General features: G+C 56.7%; 18 protein-coding genes and 3 tRNA genes. 7 read left to right on the forward strand and 14 right to left on the reverse strand.

Annotation, left to right across the window (positions count from 1 at the left end):
• Positions 1-10: 10 nt before the first annotated feature.
• Complete coding sequence (locus M2416_RS11915) at positions 11-544, reverse strand: GNAT family N-acetyltransferase (RefSeq protein ID WP_045860116.1); 534 nt, start codon at positions 542-544, stop codon at positions 11-13.
• 31 nt (positions 545-575) lie between these two features.
• On the opposite strand from M2416_RS11915, the gene M2416_RS11920 reads away from it, so the two are divergent.
• Entirely contained in the window at positions 576-1412 is an 837-nt protein-coding gene (locus M2416_RS11920; protein WP_259224125.1) for a GNAT family N-acetyltransferase, read from the forward strand.
• 65 nt (positions 1413-1477) lie between these two features.
• On the opposite strand, the gene opgB is transcribed toward M2416_RS11920, so the two are convergent.
• From opgB to M2416_RS11950, 6 genes are all read right to left on the reverse strand, one after another.
• Positions 1478-3769, reverse strand: coding sequence for a phosphatidylglycerol--membrane-oligosaccharide glycerophosphotransferase (gene opgB, locus M2416_RS11925; RefSeq protein WP_076946458.1), 2292 nt, complete (start codon positions 3767-3769; stop codon positions 1478-1480).
• Positions 3770-4026: 257 nt separating this feature from the next.
• Entirely contained in the window at positions 4027-4521 is a 495-nt protein-coding gene (locus M2416_RS11930) for a YjjA family protein (protein ID WP_259224127.1), read from the reverse strand.
• 66 nt (positions 4522-4587) lie between these two features.
• Positions 4588-5325 (reverse strand): DNA replication protein DnaC, encoded by a 738-nt coding sequence (gene dnaC / locus M2416_RS11935; RefSeq protein ID WP_041143928.1) that lies wholly within the window; start codon positions 5323-5325, stop codon positions 4588-4590.
• Between the two features lie 2 nt (positions 5326-5327).
• Positions 5328-5867, reverse strand: coding sequence for a primosomal protein DnaT (dnaT, locus tag M2416_RS11940; RefSeq protein WP_041143929.1), 540 nt, complete (start codon positions 5865-5867; stop codon positions 5328-5330).
• 106 nt (positions 5868-5973) lie between these two features.
• A complete protein-coding gene (locus M2416_RS11945; RefSeq protein WP_041143930.1) occupies positions 5974-6447 on the reverse strand; it encodes a threonine/serine exporter in 474 nt (157 codons plus the stop codon).
• Positions 6438-7214: a threonine/serine exporter family protein gene (locus M2416_RS11950; protein WP_076946456.1), complete on the reverse strand. Its 777-nt coding sequence runs from the start codon at positions 7212-7214 to the stop codon at positions 6438-6440. Before M2416_RS11950 ends, M2416_RS11945 begins: the two co-directional genes overlap by 10 nt.
• A 288-nt stretch (positions 7215-7502) precedes the next feature.
• On the opposite strand from M2416_RS11950, the gene pobA reads away from it, so the two are divergent.
• From pobA to bglJ, 4 genes are all read left to right on the forward strand, one after another.
• A complete protein-coding gene (gene pobA / locus M2416_RS11955; RefSeq protein ID WP_259224133.1) occupies positions 7503-8687 on the forward strand; it encodes a 4-hydroxybenzoate 3-monooxygenase in 1185 nt (394 codons plus the stop codon).
• 23 nt (positions 8688-8710) lie between these two features.
• On the forward strand, positions 8711-9580 hold the full coding sequence (locus M2416_RS11960; RefSeq protein WP_259224134.1) for a helix-turn-helix domain-containing protein: 870 nt from the start codon (positions 8711-8713) through the stop codon (positions 9578-9580).
• A 225-nt stretch (positions 9581-9805) separates the two neighbouring features.
• Positions 9806-10528, forward strand: a complete 723-nt coding sequence (locus M2416_RS11965; RefSeq protein WP_076946453.1) for a helix-turn-helix domain-containing protein — start codon at positions 9806-9808, stop codon at positions 10526-10528.
• Complete coding sequence (gene bglJ, locus M2416_RS11970) at positions 10489-11166, forward strand: DNA-binding transcriptional activator BglJ (RefSeq protein ID WP_259224137.1); 678 nt, start codon at positions 10489-10491, stop codon at positions 11164-11166. The genes M2416_RS11965 and bglJ overlap by 40 nt, the downstream gene beginning before the upstream one ends.
• Positions 11167-11180: 14 nt before the next feature.
• Here bglJ and M2416_RS11975 read toward each other — a convergent pair whose 3' ends face one another.
• Positions 11181-11639 (reverse strand): YbaK/EbsC family protein, encoded by a 459-nt coding sequence (locus tag M2416_RS11975; protein ID WP_041143935.1) that lies wholly within the window; start codon positions 11637-11639, stop codon positions 11181-11183.
• A 339-nt stretch (positions 11640-11978) separates the two neighbouring features.
• Between M2416_RS11975 and M2416_RS11980 the strand changes: the two genes are divergently transcribed.
• Positions 11979-13322, forward strand: coding sequence for a PTS sugar transporter subunit IIC (locus M2416_RS11980; protein ID WP_259224139.1), 1344 nt, complete (start codon positions 11979-11981; stop codon positions 13320-13322).
• 43 nt (positions 13323-13365) lie between these two features.
• On the opposite strand, the gene fhuF is transcribed toward M2416_RS11980, so the two are convergent.
• On the reverse strand, positions 13366-14154 hold the full coding sequence (fhuF, locus tag M2416_RS11985) for a siderophore-iron reductase FhuF (RefSeq protein ID WP_259224141.1): 789 nt from the start codon (positions 14152-14154) through the stop codon (positions 13366-13368).
• 112 nt (positions 14155-14266) lie between these two features.
• The gene (locus M2416_RS11990) at positions 14267-15313 is read right to left on the reverse strand and encodes a GGDEF domain-containing protein (RefSeq protein ID WP_076946450.1); all 1047 of its coding nucleotides are present in this window, start codon (positions 15311-15313) and stop codon (positions 14267-14269) included.
• Between the two features lie 262 nt (positions 15314-15575).
• Here M2416_RS11990 and M2416_RS11995 point away from each other — a divergent pair, with 262 nt between their 5' ends.
• Positions 15576-15815, forward strand: coding sequence for a DUF1435 domain-containing protein (locus M2416_RS11995; protein ID WP_041147516.1), 240 nt, complete (start codon positions 15576-15578; stop codon positions 15813-15815).
• A 21-nt stretch (positions 15816-15836) separates the two neighbouring features.
• Here M2416_RS11995 and M2416_RS12000 read toward each other — a convergent pair.
• The 4 genes from M2416_RS12000 to rsmC form a co-directional block, all read right to left on the reverse strand.
• Positions 15837-15922: transfer RNA gene (locus M2416_RS12000), tRNA-Leu, on the reverse strand.
• A 30-nt stretch (positions 15923-15952) separates the two neighbouring features.
• Positions 15953-16038 (reverse strand) — tRNA-Leu (locus M2416_RS12005).
• A 28-nt stretch (positions 16039-16066) separates the two neighbouring features.
• Positions 16067-16152, reverse strand: a tRNA-Leu gene (locus tag M2416_RS12010).
• A 170-nt stretch (positions 16153-16322) separates the two neighbouring features.
• Positions 16323-17351 (reverse strand): 16S rRNA (guanine(1207)-N(2))-methyltransferase RsmC, encoded by a 1029-nt coding sequence (gene rsmC / locus M2416_RS12015; RefSeq protein WP_041143939.1) that lies wholly within the window; start codon positions 17349-17351, stop codon positions 16323-16325.
• Positions 17352-17413: the final 62 nt, after the last annotated feature.

Here is a 17413-nt window from a genome sequence, read left to right on the forward strand (position 1 = left end):
GCAATGTGGGCTACAGCGCCAGGCGCATGGTGCAGCGGGTCTCCGGCAGCAGGCCGTGGTCCGTTTCCCGCTGCCTTTTGGCCGCCAGCCCGGACGGCAGGTGCTGCTCATCGAGCATGCAGAATCCCAGGCGGGTGTAGAACGGGGCGTTCCACGGGACCTCGCGGAAGGTGGTCAGCGTCAGCGCCGGATAGCCCATAGCGCGGGCGGTGTCAGCGACCCGCGTCAGCATCATCCGGCCAATGCCGCGCCCCTGCCACTGCTGATGGACGGCGATCTCCACGATAAACAGCGCATCATCGAGCGGCTCGCTCAGCAGAAAGCCAACGGGCTCGCCGCCGCCGATGGCCAGCAGGCTGTGGTCCGTTTCGAGATACTGATAATGCTCCCGGGCGCTGATGACCGCGCTGTCTGCCAGCCAGGCGAGAGCGGGGATCTGACGAAAAGCCTGCGCTGCCGAGCGCTCAATAGCGGGCAGCCGGGGAATATCGCTTTCCCCGGTCAGGCGCAATGTCACTTCGGCAGTTATAGTGTTAGTTTTCATTGCCTCAGCATAGCACCTTTGGGAGAAACGTATGGAGTTGACCGCCGTTCCCGCCACCTGCTTTAGCAGCGAACAGCTGACGACGATCCTTAGCGACTGTTTTGAAGATTATCTGGTGCCCGTTTCGCTGTCGGTCGAGGTGTTTGTGCAGCGCTTCAGCGCTGAAGGGCTGAGCCTGCTGGATTCCTGCGTCTGGCTGGCGGGGGATACGCCGGCGGCAATCGCCATTATCACCCGCCGTGGCGATGCGGCCAGGCTGGCGGCCTTTGCCGTGCGGCCGGCCTGGCGGGGAAAAGGAACCGGCCGCGCGCTGATGGTGTCGCTGATGGCCTCGTTACAGGCCCGGGGCGTGCGGCGGATGTGGCTGGAGGTGATCCGTAATAATCACGCCGCGGTTGCGCTGTATCAATCGCTGGGCTTTCGCGTTCGTCACGGGCTTTGCGGCTATCTGAGCGCGCAGCCGGAGGGCGAGGGCGCGCCGCTGCTGCAGCCGTACGATGTGCTGGCGCTGACGCGCAGGGCGGGGGCGGAAATCAACGGCCGGCTGCCGTGGCTGATAGACCCGATGACCTTCAATACGCTGCCGTGCCGCGCGTTGACGCTTAATCAGCAGGCGTTCGCGGTGCTGGCGACGCTCACCGCTAAGCCGCAGCTCCAGCTGCTGTGGGTCGAACCTGCCGCCCGCGGCCGCGGCCTGGCGCGCGAGCTGCTTATTGCCCTTGCCCGGCAGTTCCCCGGTCTTGGCACCTCGGTCAGCGTTCCGCAGTCGTTTACGCCGCTGTTTAGCGCGGCGGGATATGCGGCCATGGCGCTGCAGCAGTATGAGATGAGCGTGGAGTTCCCCGGCGAGGCTTCTGCCGGGCGGTAATAAAACGGGGTCGCCGGCGGTTTTACGCCGCGCCGTCCGGCCCGCAGAGAGCCGGACGGACGGGCTTAGCCTTCGCGCTTGACGATTTTTATATCCACCATGCCGATGCCCAACTGGCGCGGCGCGTGGCCGAGAATATTGCCTTCGTTGGTGGACTGCGGGTCAGGCGGGACGATGATCAGCGTATCGCTGCGCGACGGGTTGTCGAAATGCAGCGTGGTGGTGGAGACGTCATTGGCCAGCGTCAGCGTTTGTTCGCTATCCCCGACGCGAACCGGGATCGGCTTATTGGCGTTGGGTCCGTAGGCTTTGGCGGTGATCACCAGATCGAATTTCTCCGGCAGCGGGTTCTTAAACTCGATTTTGACTTCGCCGCCGAGCTGCGCGTTGGACCAGCGGCCCCAGGATTCCGGCCGGGAGATGCCGCTAAACTGCCTCACCTCTTCCGGCGCGCCGGCGACGTTAAACACGAAGCTATCGGCCTTATAGCGAATATCGTTATCGACAATTTTCAGCGTATCGACGTTGCCTTTGTAGCGCTCCATATCGATAAGGGTATCTTTAAACGCCGTTTTCCCCTGCCACTGGGCCTTATCGACGCGCTGGACGGTCTGCTCGCCGCCGAGCTGGCCCTGCGATACGCACCAGTCGGTCGAGAGCGCCAGCTCGCTGGACCACAGCTGGCCCATCTTGTAGCAGCGGTCGATCCAGACAAAGTTATCGCGCGGGGCAAAATCGGCCAGCTGATAGCGCAGCGGCGCGGAGTATTCGCTCTCCGGCAGCGGCTCGACGCGTTTATCGGAGACCCGCAGCAGCAGCGGCAGACGGAAGTGGCTGCCGGAGAAGGAGACCATGCTTTTCTGCGCGTCGACGGTGAAGTTTTTCATCTCTTTCGGGAAGTTCCACAGGCGGATGACGTCCGGCTTCCAGGCCAGCACCTTATCTTTCATATTGAGGAAGATGCCGGAAAGCGACTGCCCGGAGAGGCTGCTGCGGCCAAGGCCGATGTAGTTATCGCCGCCGAGGATATCCAGCACCGTGGCGCCGTTGTCCATGGTATTACGCTTCACCGCCAGCGTATCCTGCTGCGGCTGGTCGCCGCGCAGTACGAAGAACAGGTTGCTGCGATCCTGCTTGTTCAGGTATTCCCAGGCGCTGTTTTTCATCGCCAGGTGATCGGAAGAGACCACAATCACCGTGTTTTTGAAATAGGGCGAGGCTTTGATCTTCTCGATAAGCGCCGCGATGTGTTCCTGGCTGCAGCTTACCGCGCTGAAGGAGAGGTTCTTTTTACCGCCCATTTCATAGCTTTTTCGCTGGCAGGTGCGGGAAATAAAACCGTCAGGATGGTGGGTGTCCACCGTTAGCGCAAAGAGCGAGAAGCGTTTACCGGACTGCGAAAGCTGCTCGAATTTTTTCCAGGTTTCATCCAGCACGGTGTCGTCGTAGAAGCCCCAGTCGTTGCGGTAGGCGGGGTCGGCAACGGTGGTTTTCAGCTCTTCAGCGCCGTACAGATGATCGAAGCCGTGAGACTTGAGGAACACGTCTTTTCCGGCGAAACGCAGGTTGGCACCCTGCACAAAATAGTTTTCGTAGCCGGAGTTTTTCAGAATATCGCCGAGGCAGATATTCTGCGGGAAGAAGCTGGAGACCGAGGCCGAGGCGTTGCCTTCAAACGGCGCAAACAGCGGGATGCCGCACTGCGAGGCGACCATCCCGGCGATAGTGTAGTCGGTGCCAGGCAGCTGCACGGTGTTGCTGAAATCGAGGCCTTCGCTTTTCAGTTTGCCGAGCTCGGGCGTCAGGTCGGGAAACGCGTCGTTATCAAAATAGGTGCGCTCAAGGCTTTCGCCGTAGATATAGACCAGGTTGAGCTGGGGGTTGGCGATGCTTTTCGACGGCTCTTTATAGTAGGCGACAAAATCCGGATCGCCGTCGCGGGACTGGGATTTCACCAGCTCGCTAATCTGGCGGAACGCCGGGCTGGCGTCAACGGAGGCCAGCGCGAGGACCAGCGCCAGCAGGCTATAGCCGAAGTGGTGAGGATGATGACGGCGTCGACGGAGTATCCAGCCCAGGGCGCTGAAAACGCTCACCAGCGCCACGACAATCCCGGCGCCGGGAAGGATATATTTGCCGACGCCCGCGCCGGTCAGGCTGTTGGTCAGGGTATAAAGCACCGCGTCATTAATGCCGTCGCCGGTGAAATAATCGCTGGCGTAGAGGGTGATGTTGAGGACCACAAACAGGCCCAGCACCGTTAGCGTAGCGGCAAACCACCAGGTATTGCGACCGGCCTTCAAGGCATAAATCACCACCGAGGTGAGAAACAGGGCGATGGATAACAACTCTGACACAGCTTACCCTCATTAGCGCCAGCTGACCGCTAGCCGAATAGATCACTTTCCACGATATACTGTAATGGCAGCGCCATATTGCTGCAATTGTAGAGTCATGAAACTGTGCTGTGGTTCAGAATTGGTTTATAAATTGGTATTTTTGAGCGACGTCTCATCCTTCCCTACGGGGGAAAATGAGGCCATCAATGTTAAAAAATGGGGCTGCGGCCGCGTTGGCCAGGCAAAGGCGCCAAACGCGGCATCTGGGGAAAGGATCAGGAGAGGAATTTCGCGCCCTGTTTGAGAACCAGATCGCAGGCCTGCGTTTTGACTTTTTCCGCCAGCGGGCTGCTGCCGAGGGTGCTCAGGTTCAGCTGCTGGCCGTTATTGCTGTTCAGCAGACCCTGCAAACCTTCAAGATAACCGGTGTCCTGTTTCTGTTTTTCCGGGGTGGCGAGGCCGAGCTTATCCAGCACCTGGTTTTTGACGTTTTCGGTGTTGGTCACCGAGGAGAGCTTCTGCTTCGCGCAGTACGACATAATGCCGGCGGCATTATTCATGCTGCTGGCGGTCAGCGACTGGCTCCCGCCGTTCAGCAGGCCGGTCAGCGAGGACATCGACAGCGCGCCGCTTTGCTGCGAGCCGCTTTGGCTGCTGAGCTCGCTGGCGGCGCTGGAGAGAGAGTCCTGCCACGAGGCAGCCTGCGCGCCGGTGACAAGAAATGCCGCGGCAGCGACGCTGCAGCGGAACAGGGATTTAGCAGATTTCATAAACGGTACTCTTCGTCGTTATATAAGAATTTCTTGAGTATAACGCCGCCTGAGATCGGAAATGTCTTAATACTCTTTGCCGGTGACCCGGTGACGATAGCTATCCCAGTTGAAAATCACCCACAGGCTGTTGCCGAGGCGCATGCGGTCCATCACGCGCTCGCCGAGCAGCTTGTTCATCTCGTCCATGTTGCTGTTGGTTAGCATCCCGGTCGGGCGCTTTGATGAGGAGCGGCGATCGACGATCTGATTGATGATCACCTTTTCATAGCGCGATTCGGTTTGCATGCCGATCTCATCGATCACCAGCAGATCGACCCGGCTGAGATCGTTCAGCAGCTGCTCCTCACTGATCTCCCGGTTGCCGAAGGTGTCCTTCATTGCCGACATGATGTCGGCGACGGTAATGATCAGCACCGATTTACCGCGCAGCAGCAGCTCGTTACAAATGGCGGCCGCAAGGTGGTTTTTACCGGTGCCGGGCTTGCCGGAAAAGATAAAGCTGGCGATGTTGCCGTCGAACTCTTCAACGTACTGGCGCGCTCTGGAGAGCGCGTTCATCTGGCCTTCGCATTCAACCCGGTAGTTCTCAAACGAACAGTTCTGGTGCAGCGGGCGGATGCCGGAGCGGTTAAACGTCCGCTGCATTTTCATCGCCCGGTTCTCCCGCTCGAGGGCTTCAGAACGCAGCTTGCCCTGCTCTTTCTGCCACGCCAGCAGCTCTTCGCCGGTTTTAAACGCCGGTTCGACATGAGCAGGCATCATTTTTTGCAGGCGCTTCATCAGTTCGCCAACGTTTTTCATGCTCATCCTCGGAACCCTCGTGGAATATGGTTATCCGGCTCGCTGACCGTATTCACATCACGACGCGGCTGGCCGCCGTTGCCGGCACGACCGATTTGCACGCTACGCGCCAGCTTCTGCTGCCACTGCACGTGATGAAAAACTTTGCCTTCCGCCTGCCAGTAGGCAACGAATGCCGCCAGCTCTTCCGGCGTCACCGGCTGGCTGAGGGCGATACCCCACAGCGCCGCGAGGCGCTGAAAATCGGCGTCCGGCTGCCAGTCGGCGTACATGGCGAATTTCCCCATAGGGATCGCGGCCGGCGCGGCGGTCGGCTCGTCAAAGAACTGCGTATCAAGCGCGATATCGCTGCCAGGGCGTGCCAGCTTACTCTCCAGTTCAAGCAGCTGGGCCAGGCGTTCCGGCGTCAGCGCGTAGAAGGCGGGAGTATTGTTGGCAAAAACGGCAACGGCACCGCCGGCCGATTTTGCGAGAATGGCCGCAGGATCCTGAATGAAATCATCCAGGCCGCTAAAATCGGTAGTTAAAATTCGCGAAGACATAACACTATCTCAACTCTGAACAACGATAGAGAGGGGGAATAGCACACATAGTAGCACAGCGCCCGGCCGGGATGGAGCGGCTGAGCCATCCCGGCGGCTCCGCTTGCTATACCCGCGGACGCTTGCGGTACAGCCACAGGCCAGGAATAGAAAGGCCAATAGAGAGCGCACCAACGATAGACGATGCCTTTAAAAAGTTGCTTAACAGCATAATCATCATCTCTTCAGAATAACCAAAATGACTGATTTTGACCGCCGAGATCATCGCCGTATAGGCGGATATGCCGGGGAACATCGGGATCACCGCGGCAACGGTAAAGATCTTCGGGTGGGCCAGGTACCAGCGCGACCACTGAATGCCGATACAGCCAATCAGTAGGGCGGCAAGGAAGGTGGCCCACTCGATGTTAAAGCCCGCCGTCATCATCACCATTCGTGAACCGTGGCCAATGGCGCCCAACAGCGCGCACCAGCGCAGCGCCCGCTGCGGGACGTTAAAGACCATCGCGAAGCCAACGGCAGGGATGGCCGCCAGCGCCATGTCCTGAGCCAGCGCAAACAGATATGTGATTATGCCCATCCGCGCAGCCCCCACATGGTCATCGCCATCACCACGCCAATGCAGGTGGCAAGGGTCAGCAGGCTGGCGAGCGCCCAGCGCGCAAGGCCGGTGTTGATATGCCCTTTGAACATATCCGCCACGGCGTTGATCAGCGGAAAGCCGGGCACCAGCAGCAGCACGCTGGCGGCCATCGCCACGGTGGGCGTGCTGGCAAACGTCGGCAGGCGTAGCATCAGCCCGGAGATAGTGGTGGCCACAAAGGCGGTGATGCAAAAGTTAATCTGCGGATGCATCGAGCGGTGGGTCAGCAGCTGGCGGATATACATGGCGATAGTGCTGGCGCAGAAGGTGACCAGTGCCCCGTCCCAGCCGCCGTTGTTTAATTTGCAGAAGCACGCGCAGGAGAGCCCGACCATCAGCACCAGCAGCCAGCGCGGGTAGCGCAGCGGTTTTATCTGGGTGAAGCGCTTTTCCACATCTTTATAATCCAGCAGCTTATGCTCGGCAAGGATCACAATATGCTGCACTTCGGTCACTACGTGCATATTAATACCGCGATCGACATTCTTGCGCGTTGAGGTCAGGCATTCGCCGTCTTTGATGGTGGTGAGGACAATCGCATTCGAGGAAATGGCGCTCTCGACGCTGTCCATGCCTAACGCCCGCCCCAGGCGAGTAGAAAGCTCCTCAACCAGCGCGCTCTCCGCCCCGTGTTGCAGTAAGAAAAGACCACACTGAATGCACAATCGCGTAATTGTGCGCTGAACTGTCCGATCTGCTTGCATAAATACCTGCCGTCAGTAACGCCCGATGCCGTAGTGTCCGTCGCTACTTTAACCTGAACTCTCGCTTTGCCTGAGGGGGTCGGGATCAAACAATGTGCAAAAAGCCGGCTCCCGGCGGTATGGATAAATTTTGAACTGCACCACACTTTGCTAAAACTGTTGAAAAGTGCAGTTTTTACCGCCGTTATTGCCTTCTTTTTCCCACCTGACTTATCAAAAATGCACATGAAAACTTTTAATAAACAAAAAACAAACAAATAATTAACCATTCGAGAGCGAGATACCCCTATGAAAACTCAGATCGCGATAATCGGTGCCGGCCCCTCCGGGCTGCTGCTGGGGCAGCTGTTGCATAATGCGGGGATTCGAACCGTTATCCTCGAACGGCAGACGCCTGAATACGTCCTCGGGCGGATCCGGGCAGGTATCCTCGAAAGCGGCACCGTCGATCTGCTCCGTGAAGCAGGTGTGGCGCAGCGGATGGACGCGGAAGGGCTGGTGCATCACGGGGTTGAGTTTTTGTTTGAGGGGCAGCGCGTTCCGCTCGACCTGACGGCGCTCAGCGGTGGGAAAAGCGTGATGGTGTACGGCCAGACCGAGGTGACCCGGGATTTAATGGCGGCCCGTGCCGACTGCGGGGCGCCGATCGTTTATGGCGTCAGCGATGTGGTGATTCAGGATGCGAAAAGCGATCGGCCGGCCATCACCTTCGTCAGCGGCGGGGAAACGCACCGGCTGAGCTGTGATTTCATCGCCGGCTGCGATGGTTTTCACGGCGTGTCGCGGCAAAGCATTCCGCGTGAGCTCCTTAAAGAGTATGAAAGCGTCTGGCCGTTTGGCTGGCTGGGGATGCTGGCCGATACGCCGCCGGTGAACCCCGAGCTGATTTATGCTCATCATGAACGCGGATTTGTACTATGTAGTCAGCGCTCACTAACTCGTAGCCGCTACTATTTACAGGTACCGCTCAGCGATAAGGTGGAGCAGTGGTCGGACGCACGCTTCTGGGAAGAGCTGAAGAACCGCCTGCCGGACGAGCTCTCTACAAAGTTAGTGACTGGTCACTCACTTGAGAAGAGCATCGCGCCGTTGCGCAGCTACGTGGTGGAGCCGATGCAGTACGGCAGGCTTTTCCTCGTCGGGGATGCGGCGCATATCGTGCCGCCAACCGGGGCGAAAGGGCTGAATCTCGCCGCCTCAGACGTCAACTATTTGTGGCGGATCCTGCGCGAATACTATCACCACGGTCGTGACGACCTGCTGGCGAGCTACTCGCGTTTTGCGCTGGATCGCGTGTGGAAAGGCGAGCGATTCAGCTGGTTTATGACCCGCCTGCTGCATGATTTCCCGCAGCAGAGCGAGTTTGATAAAAAAATGCAGGCGGCCGATCGCCGCTATTATTTTGGCTCACGGGCCGGGCTGACCACCATTGCGGAAAACTATGTCGGTCTGCCAATGGAGCGCGTGGCGTAGCGTTGAAAAGGGCAGGAGTCGTGATGCAGGCAGCGAATAGCGTTCCCGTATTTAAGCTGTATGGGGAAGAACGAGACTGGCCGACGCCGGATCTCCTGCACTGCGAGTCTATTTTGCAGCGCAGCAGCCTGTACGAATGGCATATCCGCATGCATCAGCACGCCGAGCTGGTGCAGCTGCTGTATCTCCATAAGGGAAGCGCTGAGATTGAGATTGAGGGCGTGACCACCGTGATGACGGAAGCCTGCATCCAGGTGGTACCGGCGCTGTGCGTTCACGGATTTCGCTTTTCACCTGGCACCCAGGGATTCGTGCTCTCGCTGGCGCTGCCGCTGCTCAGCCGTTTTGAAAACCAGTTTGGCCGCCAGCTCGATGTGCTTAGCCAGCCGCAGTGCGTGCCGGTCAGGCGCTCCCGAGGCCACGTTCGGGCGCTGTTTACGGCGCTGCGCGAGGAGTACTGTGAAGAGCTTGATGCGCGTGAAATGATGCTCCATTCGCTGCTCGGCGCGCTGCTGGTGTGGCTGAACCGACGCTGCCTCCCGGCTCCGGTAACGGCAGACAGAGCGGAGAAGAAACGCAGCGCCATGCGTCACTTTTCTCGTCTGATTGAGAGCCACTATCGCGAACATCTCCCGCTGGCAGAGTACGCCAGGCGGGTGGGTATATCGGCGACGCACCTTAATTATTTGTGCCGTGAATTTCATGGCCGCAGCGCGCTGGAGGTTTTGCACCATCGGCTAATGCTTGAAGCGCGGCGTAATCTGCAGTATACCGGGATGACGATAGCTCAACTGTCTGATTACCTAGGATTTTCCGACTCAACCTACTTCTCTCGTTTTTTCCGACGCTACAGCGGCGTGTCGCCAAAGGCCTTCAGAAATAGCATCAAATGAAATAGCGTTATTCTGCCCCGCAATAAATTACTTTTTCTAACTTTGATTTTAAATTTTTCTAACTTATTGAGCGTTATTGCCTGTGTTAGCGTTGATGGTTGGCAAGGTCAGACTCAATTCCTCGCCAGACTAATAAAGATCTATCTGGCACAGTAATACAACGGCCGCCAAATTATTTATCTTTATTGTTAAAGGCGCGAGTCTTCGATGGGAAGCGGAGGGTTTATGTTACCGGGACAGGGTAAATACGGCATTATTATCAGTAAAATACCGGTTATGCAGCGTGGGCTGAAGGCAATTGCCGGGGAGCACCTTCCCGAATACGCCTTCGGCGTTTGCGGCTCTCCGGAGGAGCTGACTCTGCTTCAGCTACGGCAGGCAGCGCTGGTTATCGCTGATTTATCAGGTGAAAGCCATCAGCTCCGCGAGGTGTGCGGGGAGTATCACTCATTGATGACCCAATATAGCGATATTCATTGGGTCTATATGATTGGCCATGCCTGCGATCTCCAGGCCATGGAGATATTAGTCTGCGCGCAAAGCACCCTCGTTTCCAGCCACGACTCCGTAAAACATCTGCTTGAGGTTATTCACGCGGATGGCACGACGCGGGAGAGAATCAGCCAGACGCTCTTATCCGCCGCGTCAGGAAATAGTGAAGAAAATCGGCCAACGGCAGTTTTTCTGACGCTTTCTGAACGTAAGGTTTTACGTTTGCTGGCGAAAGGCTGGGGAATTAATCAAATTGCCGCGCTGTTGAAAAAGAGTAATAAAACGATTAGCGCGCAGAAAAATAGCGCTATGCGCCGCCTCTCTTTGCGCAGCAATGCGCAGATGTATGCCTGGATTAATAGCGCTCAGGGAATGAAGGAGCTGAATATCTACGCCGCTTTTGGAGAACAAAAGCAATGGAAAAAAACACCTCACCTCGATATGTCGCTGTCGTAGAAAAATGCATGCTGACCAAACTGGCGCTGCGCCATATATTAACCGGCGCGGGGTCGGGTAATTATATTGTGCGATTTTTTAAAGATACCCAATCGCTGCGCCGGACGCTGCAGTCGACAAACGCTATCGCCGTTATTTTTTCACTTTTCAGCAATCGCCTCTTCCGCATGGAGAGCCTGCTTTTTCTTCATGAAATCGCCAGTTCCAGTCCTGAAATACGGCGCATCGTTTTAGCGCATGATAGCGCTGAAGCGCGTTTAGTCTGCCAGCTGACGCCCTCCATGCTGCACGGCGTGCTGAATAAATCGATCTGCCGCCTGCGCTTGCAGGAGCAGCTTATTCAGCTGATTAACCCGACGCCGCAGGCGGACGAGGTGCTGATTAGCCCAGGACCGGGCCTCGGCAGCCAAATTCTGAGCCCAACGGAACAGCATATTCTTCGCTATATGACCTACGGCTATTCGTTGCCAGAAATAGCGGCCCGGCTGGATCGTAATATCAAAACCATCCGCGCCCATAAGTTCAACGCCATGAATAAGCTCGGCGTCAGTTCAGATCTCGGCCTGCTGAGCGCGGCCGATATCCTGATGCATTTATCGGCCCTCGACGAGGACGCGGCGGAGGAGTGCCTCGGGTAACCCTCCGCCCGTTTTTACAGGCAAACGTCAACCCAGGTCGCGCCGGTGAGCTGGGCCATCCGGTCAGGAGAAATGCGTACCGCGCTGTGGATGGCGCCGGCCGCGGGCAGGACTTCCTGATACTGCTTCAGCGAAATATCGCAATAGACCGTCAGCGGATTTTCCAGGCCGAAAGGGCATACGCCGCCAACGGGATGGCCGGTTAGCGTGACGACCTCATCGCTGCTCAGCATGCGGGCCTTCGCCCCAAACGCGTCCTTCAGCTTTTTATTATCCAGACGCACGTCGCCGCGAGAGACGACGAGTATCACCCGGTCTTTCACCTTTAACGACAGGGTCCTGGCGATTTGTCCCGGCTCAACGTGATGCGCGGCAGCGGCGAGGGCCACGGTCGCGGTGCTTTGCGTGAGCTCGATGATTTCGATATCGGGGGCGTGTTCGGCAAAAAACTGCCGTACGGACTGCAGACTCATTAGGATCTCCTGATTAATGCCCATTTTAATCTGGCATAAGCCTCGTGGAGTGTAAATATTGCCGGCTGATAATCGAGAATTTTTCCAATTTCTGGATCTTCTTCACAATCACCGCAACCGGTTACTGTAACCGGTTGCGGTTATGGTCGCTCAGATGAATACTGAATGGGTAACTTCCCTGCGTCACTTATAACAAAGAGCCGTGTATGAATCGTACTGACTTGAGCAGTATAGCTGGGCGAATGGCTAATGTGCTTTTTCGCTCACAGAACATGTTTCATCACAACGGCAGGATAATCGTTGTTGGGCCTGTTTCTATAGCCTGTCAGGAGGGCTGCTATGTCTGCTAACCATGCTGCGTTTAATCTGATATTCCGCTTTGTAGAAAATTATATTAGCCCTGTCGCCGGGCGAATCTCGTCGCAGCGCCACGTGATGGCTATCCGTGACGGCTTCATCTCGGCCATGCCGTTTATGATCGTCGGTTCATTTCTGCTGGTGTTTGCCTATCCGCCGTTTTCCCCTGATACCACCTGGGGCTTCGCGCGCGCCTGGCTGGATTTGGCAAAAGAGTTTGAAGGACGCATTCTGACGCCGTTCGATATGACGATGGGCATTATGTCTATCTACATCTGCGCGGCGATTTCTTATAATCTCGGCAAGCATTACGTAAAATCTCACCAGCTCGATCCCTTTATGTGCAGCATGCTGTCAATTATGGCATTCCTGCTGGTTGCGGCACCGAAAACGAGCGGCACTTTACCGGTGGATAGCCTCGGCGGAACGGGGATCTTTACCGCGATCCTGGTCGCGATCTATTGCGTTGAGATGATGCGCTTTCTGAAGGCGCATAACATCGGGATCCGCCTGCCGGATCAGGTTCCACCGATGATTAAAAACTCGTTTGACCTGCTGATCCCGGTGCTGGTGGTGGTGCTGACGCTCTATCCGCTCAGCCTGTTTATTCAGCATCAGTTTGACATGCTTATTCCGCAGGCCATTATGTCCGTCTTTAAACCGCTGGTTTCCGCCGCGGATTCATTGCCGGCAATTTTACTGGCGGTGCTGATCGGTCATCTGCTGTGGTTTGCAGGGATCCACGGGGCGGCCATTGTCTCCGGTATGCTGCAGATGTTCTGGCTGACCAACCTGGGTATGAACCAGCAGGCTCTGGCACAGGGCGCGCCGTTACCGCACATCTTTATGGAGGCGTTCTGGACGTTCTTCATTGTGATAGGTGGCTCTGGCGCCACCATGGGGCTGGTTATCTGCTATCTGCGCAGCCGCTCGGCCCATCTGCGGTCTATTGGCCGTCTGAGCGTGGTACCGAGCCTGTTTAACATTAACGAACCGGTTATTTTCGGCACGCCCATCGTCATGAACCCGGTGTTCTTTATTCCGTTCCTGCTGTCGCCGATGGTGAACGCCGTGCTCGCCTGGGCGGCAATGAAGCTGGATCTGATCGGCCGGGTTATTTCGGTTGTCCCCTGGACTGCCCCGGCGCCGATTGGCGCAGCATGGGCGCTGGGCTGGGATTTCCGCGCGGCGGTCCTGGTGATTCTTCTGGCCTGCGTTTCAGCCATCATCTACTTCCCGTTCTTTAAGGTATACGAGAAACAGCTGTTAGAGCAGGAGGCGGAAGAGGCCCAGCGCGTGGCGGAAGAGAGCCAGCAAACGGCATAAAAGCAGGCGGGCGGCGCTAAGGCCGCCCGCGTGAAAAAGCGGATTATTTTAGCGTACAGTCTCCGCACTGCTGGACGTCCGGCAGGCGGTAGCGCTGGCAGCAGGTACGCCGTACCAGCGCGCCTTCACGGATATCGACCGTACGCCATAGCGGGTTATCGCGGCCATCGGCAAACTGCTTTTCAAAGAAGCAGTGCTGGCGCAGAGCCGCTACCCGCTCCTCTCCCAGCAGCGTCTTCATCTCACCCAGATACCAGTTAATCAAATAGCCGGTATTGCTCCAGATAAGCTTCGCGTTGATATCTCCGGTCGCTTCCAGCGCCTGAATCACCGGCTGCAGGGCGTCATTGACCAGCGTTTCCATCCGCGACTGCGGCGACTGCCCGCTACCGATGGTTGCGGAGTGGACGTCGATCCAAAAGCAGGCTGCCCGGCCGGTTTCATGGAACTCGACGCGGAAATGTTCCGGCGCCAGGCTGATGGTTTGCTCTTCGCTTAACACGGCCAGCATCAGCGGCGGCACCAGCAGACCGATATACCATTGCGCCCACAGCGAGAGCAGCGGTTTTTGCTCCCGCGGCAGCGTTGGCTGATTGCGATAGATATGATCGGAGTAGGTGGCGAGCAGGGAGCTCAGGGTAACCGGTGAGGACCACTCTGCAAGCGTCAGCGCGCAGGACGGGGCCTCTTCATCCAGACGGAGAAAATCCAGCAGATGCGGGCGCAAGGCGGTGATTTTTTCCCGTATGGCGTCCGCCAGCGCATGCTCAGCCGGCTGAAACGGGGCCTGCCAGATAATGTCGTTGCTGAATGGAATTGAACGGTAAGCCATCAGATCGCCAGATACAAATCTAAATGATAATGATTGCTGATACTAGTTGCTTGCGTAAAGGATGGCAAGATCTTTGTCCGCGCGGCGCTTCCCTGGCGGCGCGGAGGTGGGGTTAGCTGGCGAGAATAATATTACGGCCCAGGTTTTTGGCTTCGTAGAGCGCGCTGTCCGCTCGTTTCAGGGCGCCGTCGATATCGGCATCGACGAGCGGCGTCAACCCGATGCTGATGGTAACGTTGGTGGCGACGCTTTCATTAAACATGTGGGCGATTTTCAAATCGTAGACCCGCTGGCGGATCCGTTCCGCTGCCTGCTGAGCGGTTTCCGCCGTGCTGTTGGTCAGCAGCACCATAAACTCCTCCCCGCCGAAACGGGCCACAATATCCCGTGAACGAACGGCGTTACGGATCGCGGCGGAGACCTGAATCAGCGCCTGGTCGCCCATCATATGCCCGTAGTGATCGTTGTAGGCTTTAAAGTGATCGATATCCAGCAGCAGCACATGATGGCTATTCCCATCCAGGGCCAGGAGGGTATCCAGCCGGTTTTGCAAACCGCGGCGATTGTACAGCCCGGTAAGCGGGTCGAGCATGCTCAGGTCATTCAGCGTATTACGTTCCTTCAGCAGCTTATCCATCAGCCCCTGGGTAAAGGTATCGCTGCGTTTCTGAATCAGGTTTTGCATCGTGATGCCGGCAATGGGCAGCATAAAGCAGTAGAGCATGCGCAGCCACTGCTCGCCTTCCGCAAGGATCAGACAGGCAATAAAAGTGGGTAAGGAGTGCAGGGTAAACGCAATGATATTATTGGAAAAAGCGATTGCGCCAATAAACAGGACGCTTAACAGGGCGATCACCAGAAAGTTAAAATGCGGTGGCGGCATCATTGATGATTTTTCGCAAACGTGCCAGGCCCACAGCAGACCAAATATCAGAGAAATAAAGGAAATATTTATTCTGCGCTGGGTGAATTTCCAGTGCCATAACAATAAACCGGCGCTGCAGGCAAAAATCAGGGTGCAGGGCAGGGTAAAGCTCACGACGGTAAAGAGCGGGCTGGCCAGGGATAAGAGTGCTGAAATCAAATTGAGGACTAAAAAAAGCCGTAAGGAATACTGATATTTTTTTTCGTAATGAGCTCGCCAGGATTGTGCAGTCATATGGGGGATATCATTATTAGTCGTTAAATTTCAAAATGATGGCTGCCAAAAATGAACAATAAAAAGCAATGCGCAATATAAGGTTTTTGCGAAATAATCAAATGTTTTAATATATAAGCGTTTCGCGCTTAATTTATCACCTTCATGAATGTATGTCATTACCGCAAACGTAAAGAATAAAGTATCCGTTCTGGTTAACATGACAAATGATAAAAGCTATCATATGATATTGGTTATCATTATCGTTATGAGAGGTGAAAACATGTTGCAGCGGACTTTAGGCAGCGGGTGGGGCGTGCTGCTTCCGGGCGCAGTCATTGCTGCTCTTGGATTTGCTGATTTGTCGCTGGATGCCTGGCGCGGGTTGGTAACCCTGGGACTGCTGATGTCTGCCGTGATGATCTGGCACCGACAGCTGCGTCATTTCGTGTTGCTACCGTCATGCGTGGCGTTGGTCAGCGGGATTATGCTGATGACGTTGAATTTAAGGCTGATGGGGTAATTCAGGGGAGAGTAAGAATATTGGTGCGAGGGGGGGGACTCGAACCCCCACATCCTAAGGACACTAACACCTGAAGCTAGCGCGTCTACCAATTCCGCCACCTTCGCACAGTATTCTTAATTTCGATATCGCTTCGTTGGTGCGAGGGGGGGGACTCGAACCCCCACATCCTAAGGACACTAACACCTGAAGCTAGCGCGTCTACCAATTCCGCCACCTTCGCACAGTGCGAGCGATATCTACGTGGATGATGGTGCGAGGGGGGGGACTCGAACCCCCACATCCTAAGGACACTAACACCTGAAGCTAGCGCGTCTACCAATTCCGCCACCTTCGCATACCATCGACACTATGAAAGTATCGTTACCACGGAGGCGCATTCTAGTGGTTTTCAGCTATTCGTCAATAGTTAATTGTGCTGGCGGAATTGATTGTTGCAAAAAGGCGCGGCGGGAGGCGGTAAAAGGCCGGCGACGCGCGGTGACGTCGCCGGACGGTAGCAAGGCGTTATTTCTTCGCCTGGCGGGTCATCACGGTGCGGTAGACCTTAAAGCGGCCGGTCTGCGCGAGAACTTCGTGGAAGCCGAAGATTTCGTCAAGCACGTCCGGATAAGGCAGGAAGGCGTTAGCGACAATGCGCAGCTCGCCGCCGCTGCCGAGGTGGCGTACCGCCCCGCGAATCAGGGTTTGCGCCGCTTCCTGGCTGGTCTGCAGGCCGTCATGGAACGGCGGGTTGGAAATGATCATGTCAAACCGGCCGTTAACTTCGGAGAAGACGTTGCTGGCGAAGACTTCACCTTCAATGCCGTTGGCGGCGAGGGTGGCGCGGCTGGCTTCTACCGCTGGCGCGCTGACGTCACAAAGGGTTAACCGGACCTTCGGCGAATGGCTTGCCAGTACGGTCGCCAGCACGCCCGCTCCGCAGCCGACGTCGAGCACTTTACCTTTGGTATGCGGCGTCAGCGTTGAGAGCAGCAGCTGGCTACCGACGTCCAGCCCGTCGCGGCTGAATACGCCCGGCAGGGTTTTAATCGTCAGGTTGTCGAGCGGATATTCGCCCCAGTACTGCTCAGGATCGAAGGTTGGCTGTTTTTCCAGACGACCATGATACAGCCCACAGCGGCGGGCGCTGTCAATTTTGGTCAGCGGCGCATAGTCGGCCAGCATCTGCTCGGCGCTGCGCACGCCGCTGCGGTTTTCACCGACCACGAAAATATCGATACCGGTCGGCAGCAGCGACAGCAGGTTCATCAGTTGGAATTGGGCTTCCGGCTTGTTCTTCGGCCAGTAGTAAATCAGCGTATCGCAATCGGCGACGTCGCTGGCCTGCGCCACCAGGCCAAAGCTGGCGCTCTCGCCCATCTGGCGGCTCAGCACCTGCCAGTGGTGAAACTGCTGGGTGTGGACGCGGCTGGCGGCGGTGTCCAGACGTGCGGGCAGGTCATCCTGCAGGTCACCGGCAAACAGAACGCGGGCGGACTCGAAATCATCACTGTGGCGCAGCAAGACTTCACTTGCCGGGGTAAAAGCAGACATGAAACACTCCTTCATTAAGACTGGCGCCGATTATACACGTTATCCTTAGCGCTGCCTCTTTG

The organism is Klebsiella sp. BIGb0132, assembly GCF_024810075.1.
In the GTDB taxonomy this organism is placed as follows: Bacteria; Pseudomonadota; Gammaproteobacteria; order Enterobacterales; family Enterobacteriaceae; genus Klebsiella; species Klebsiella terrigena.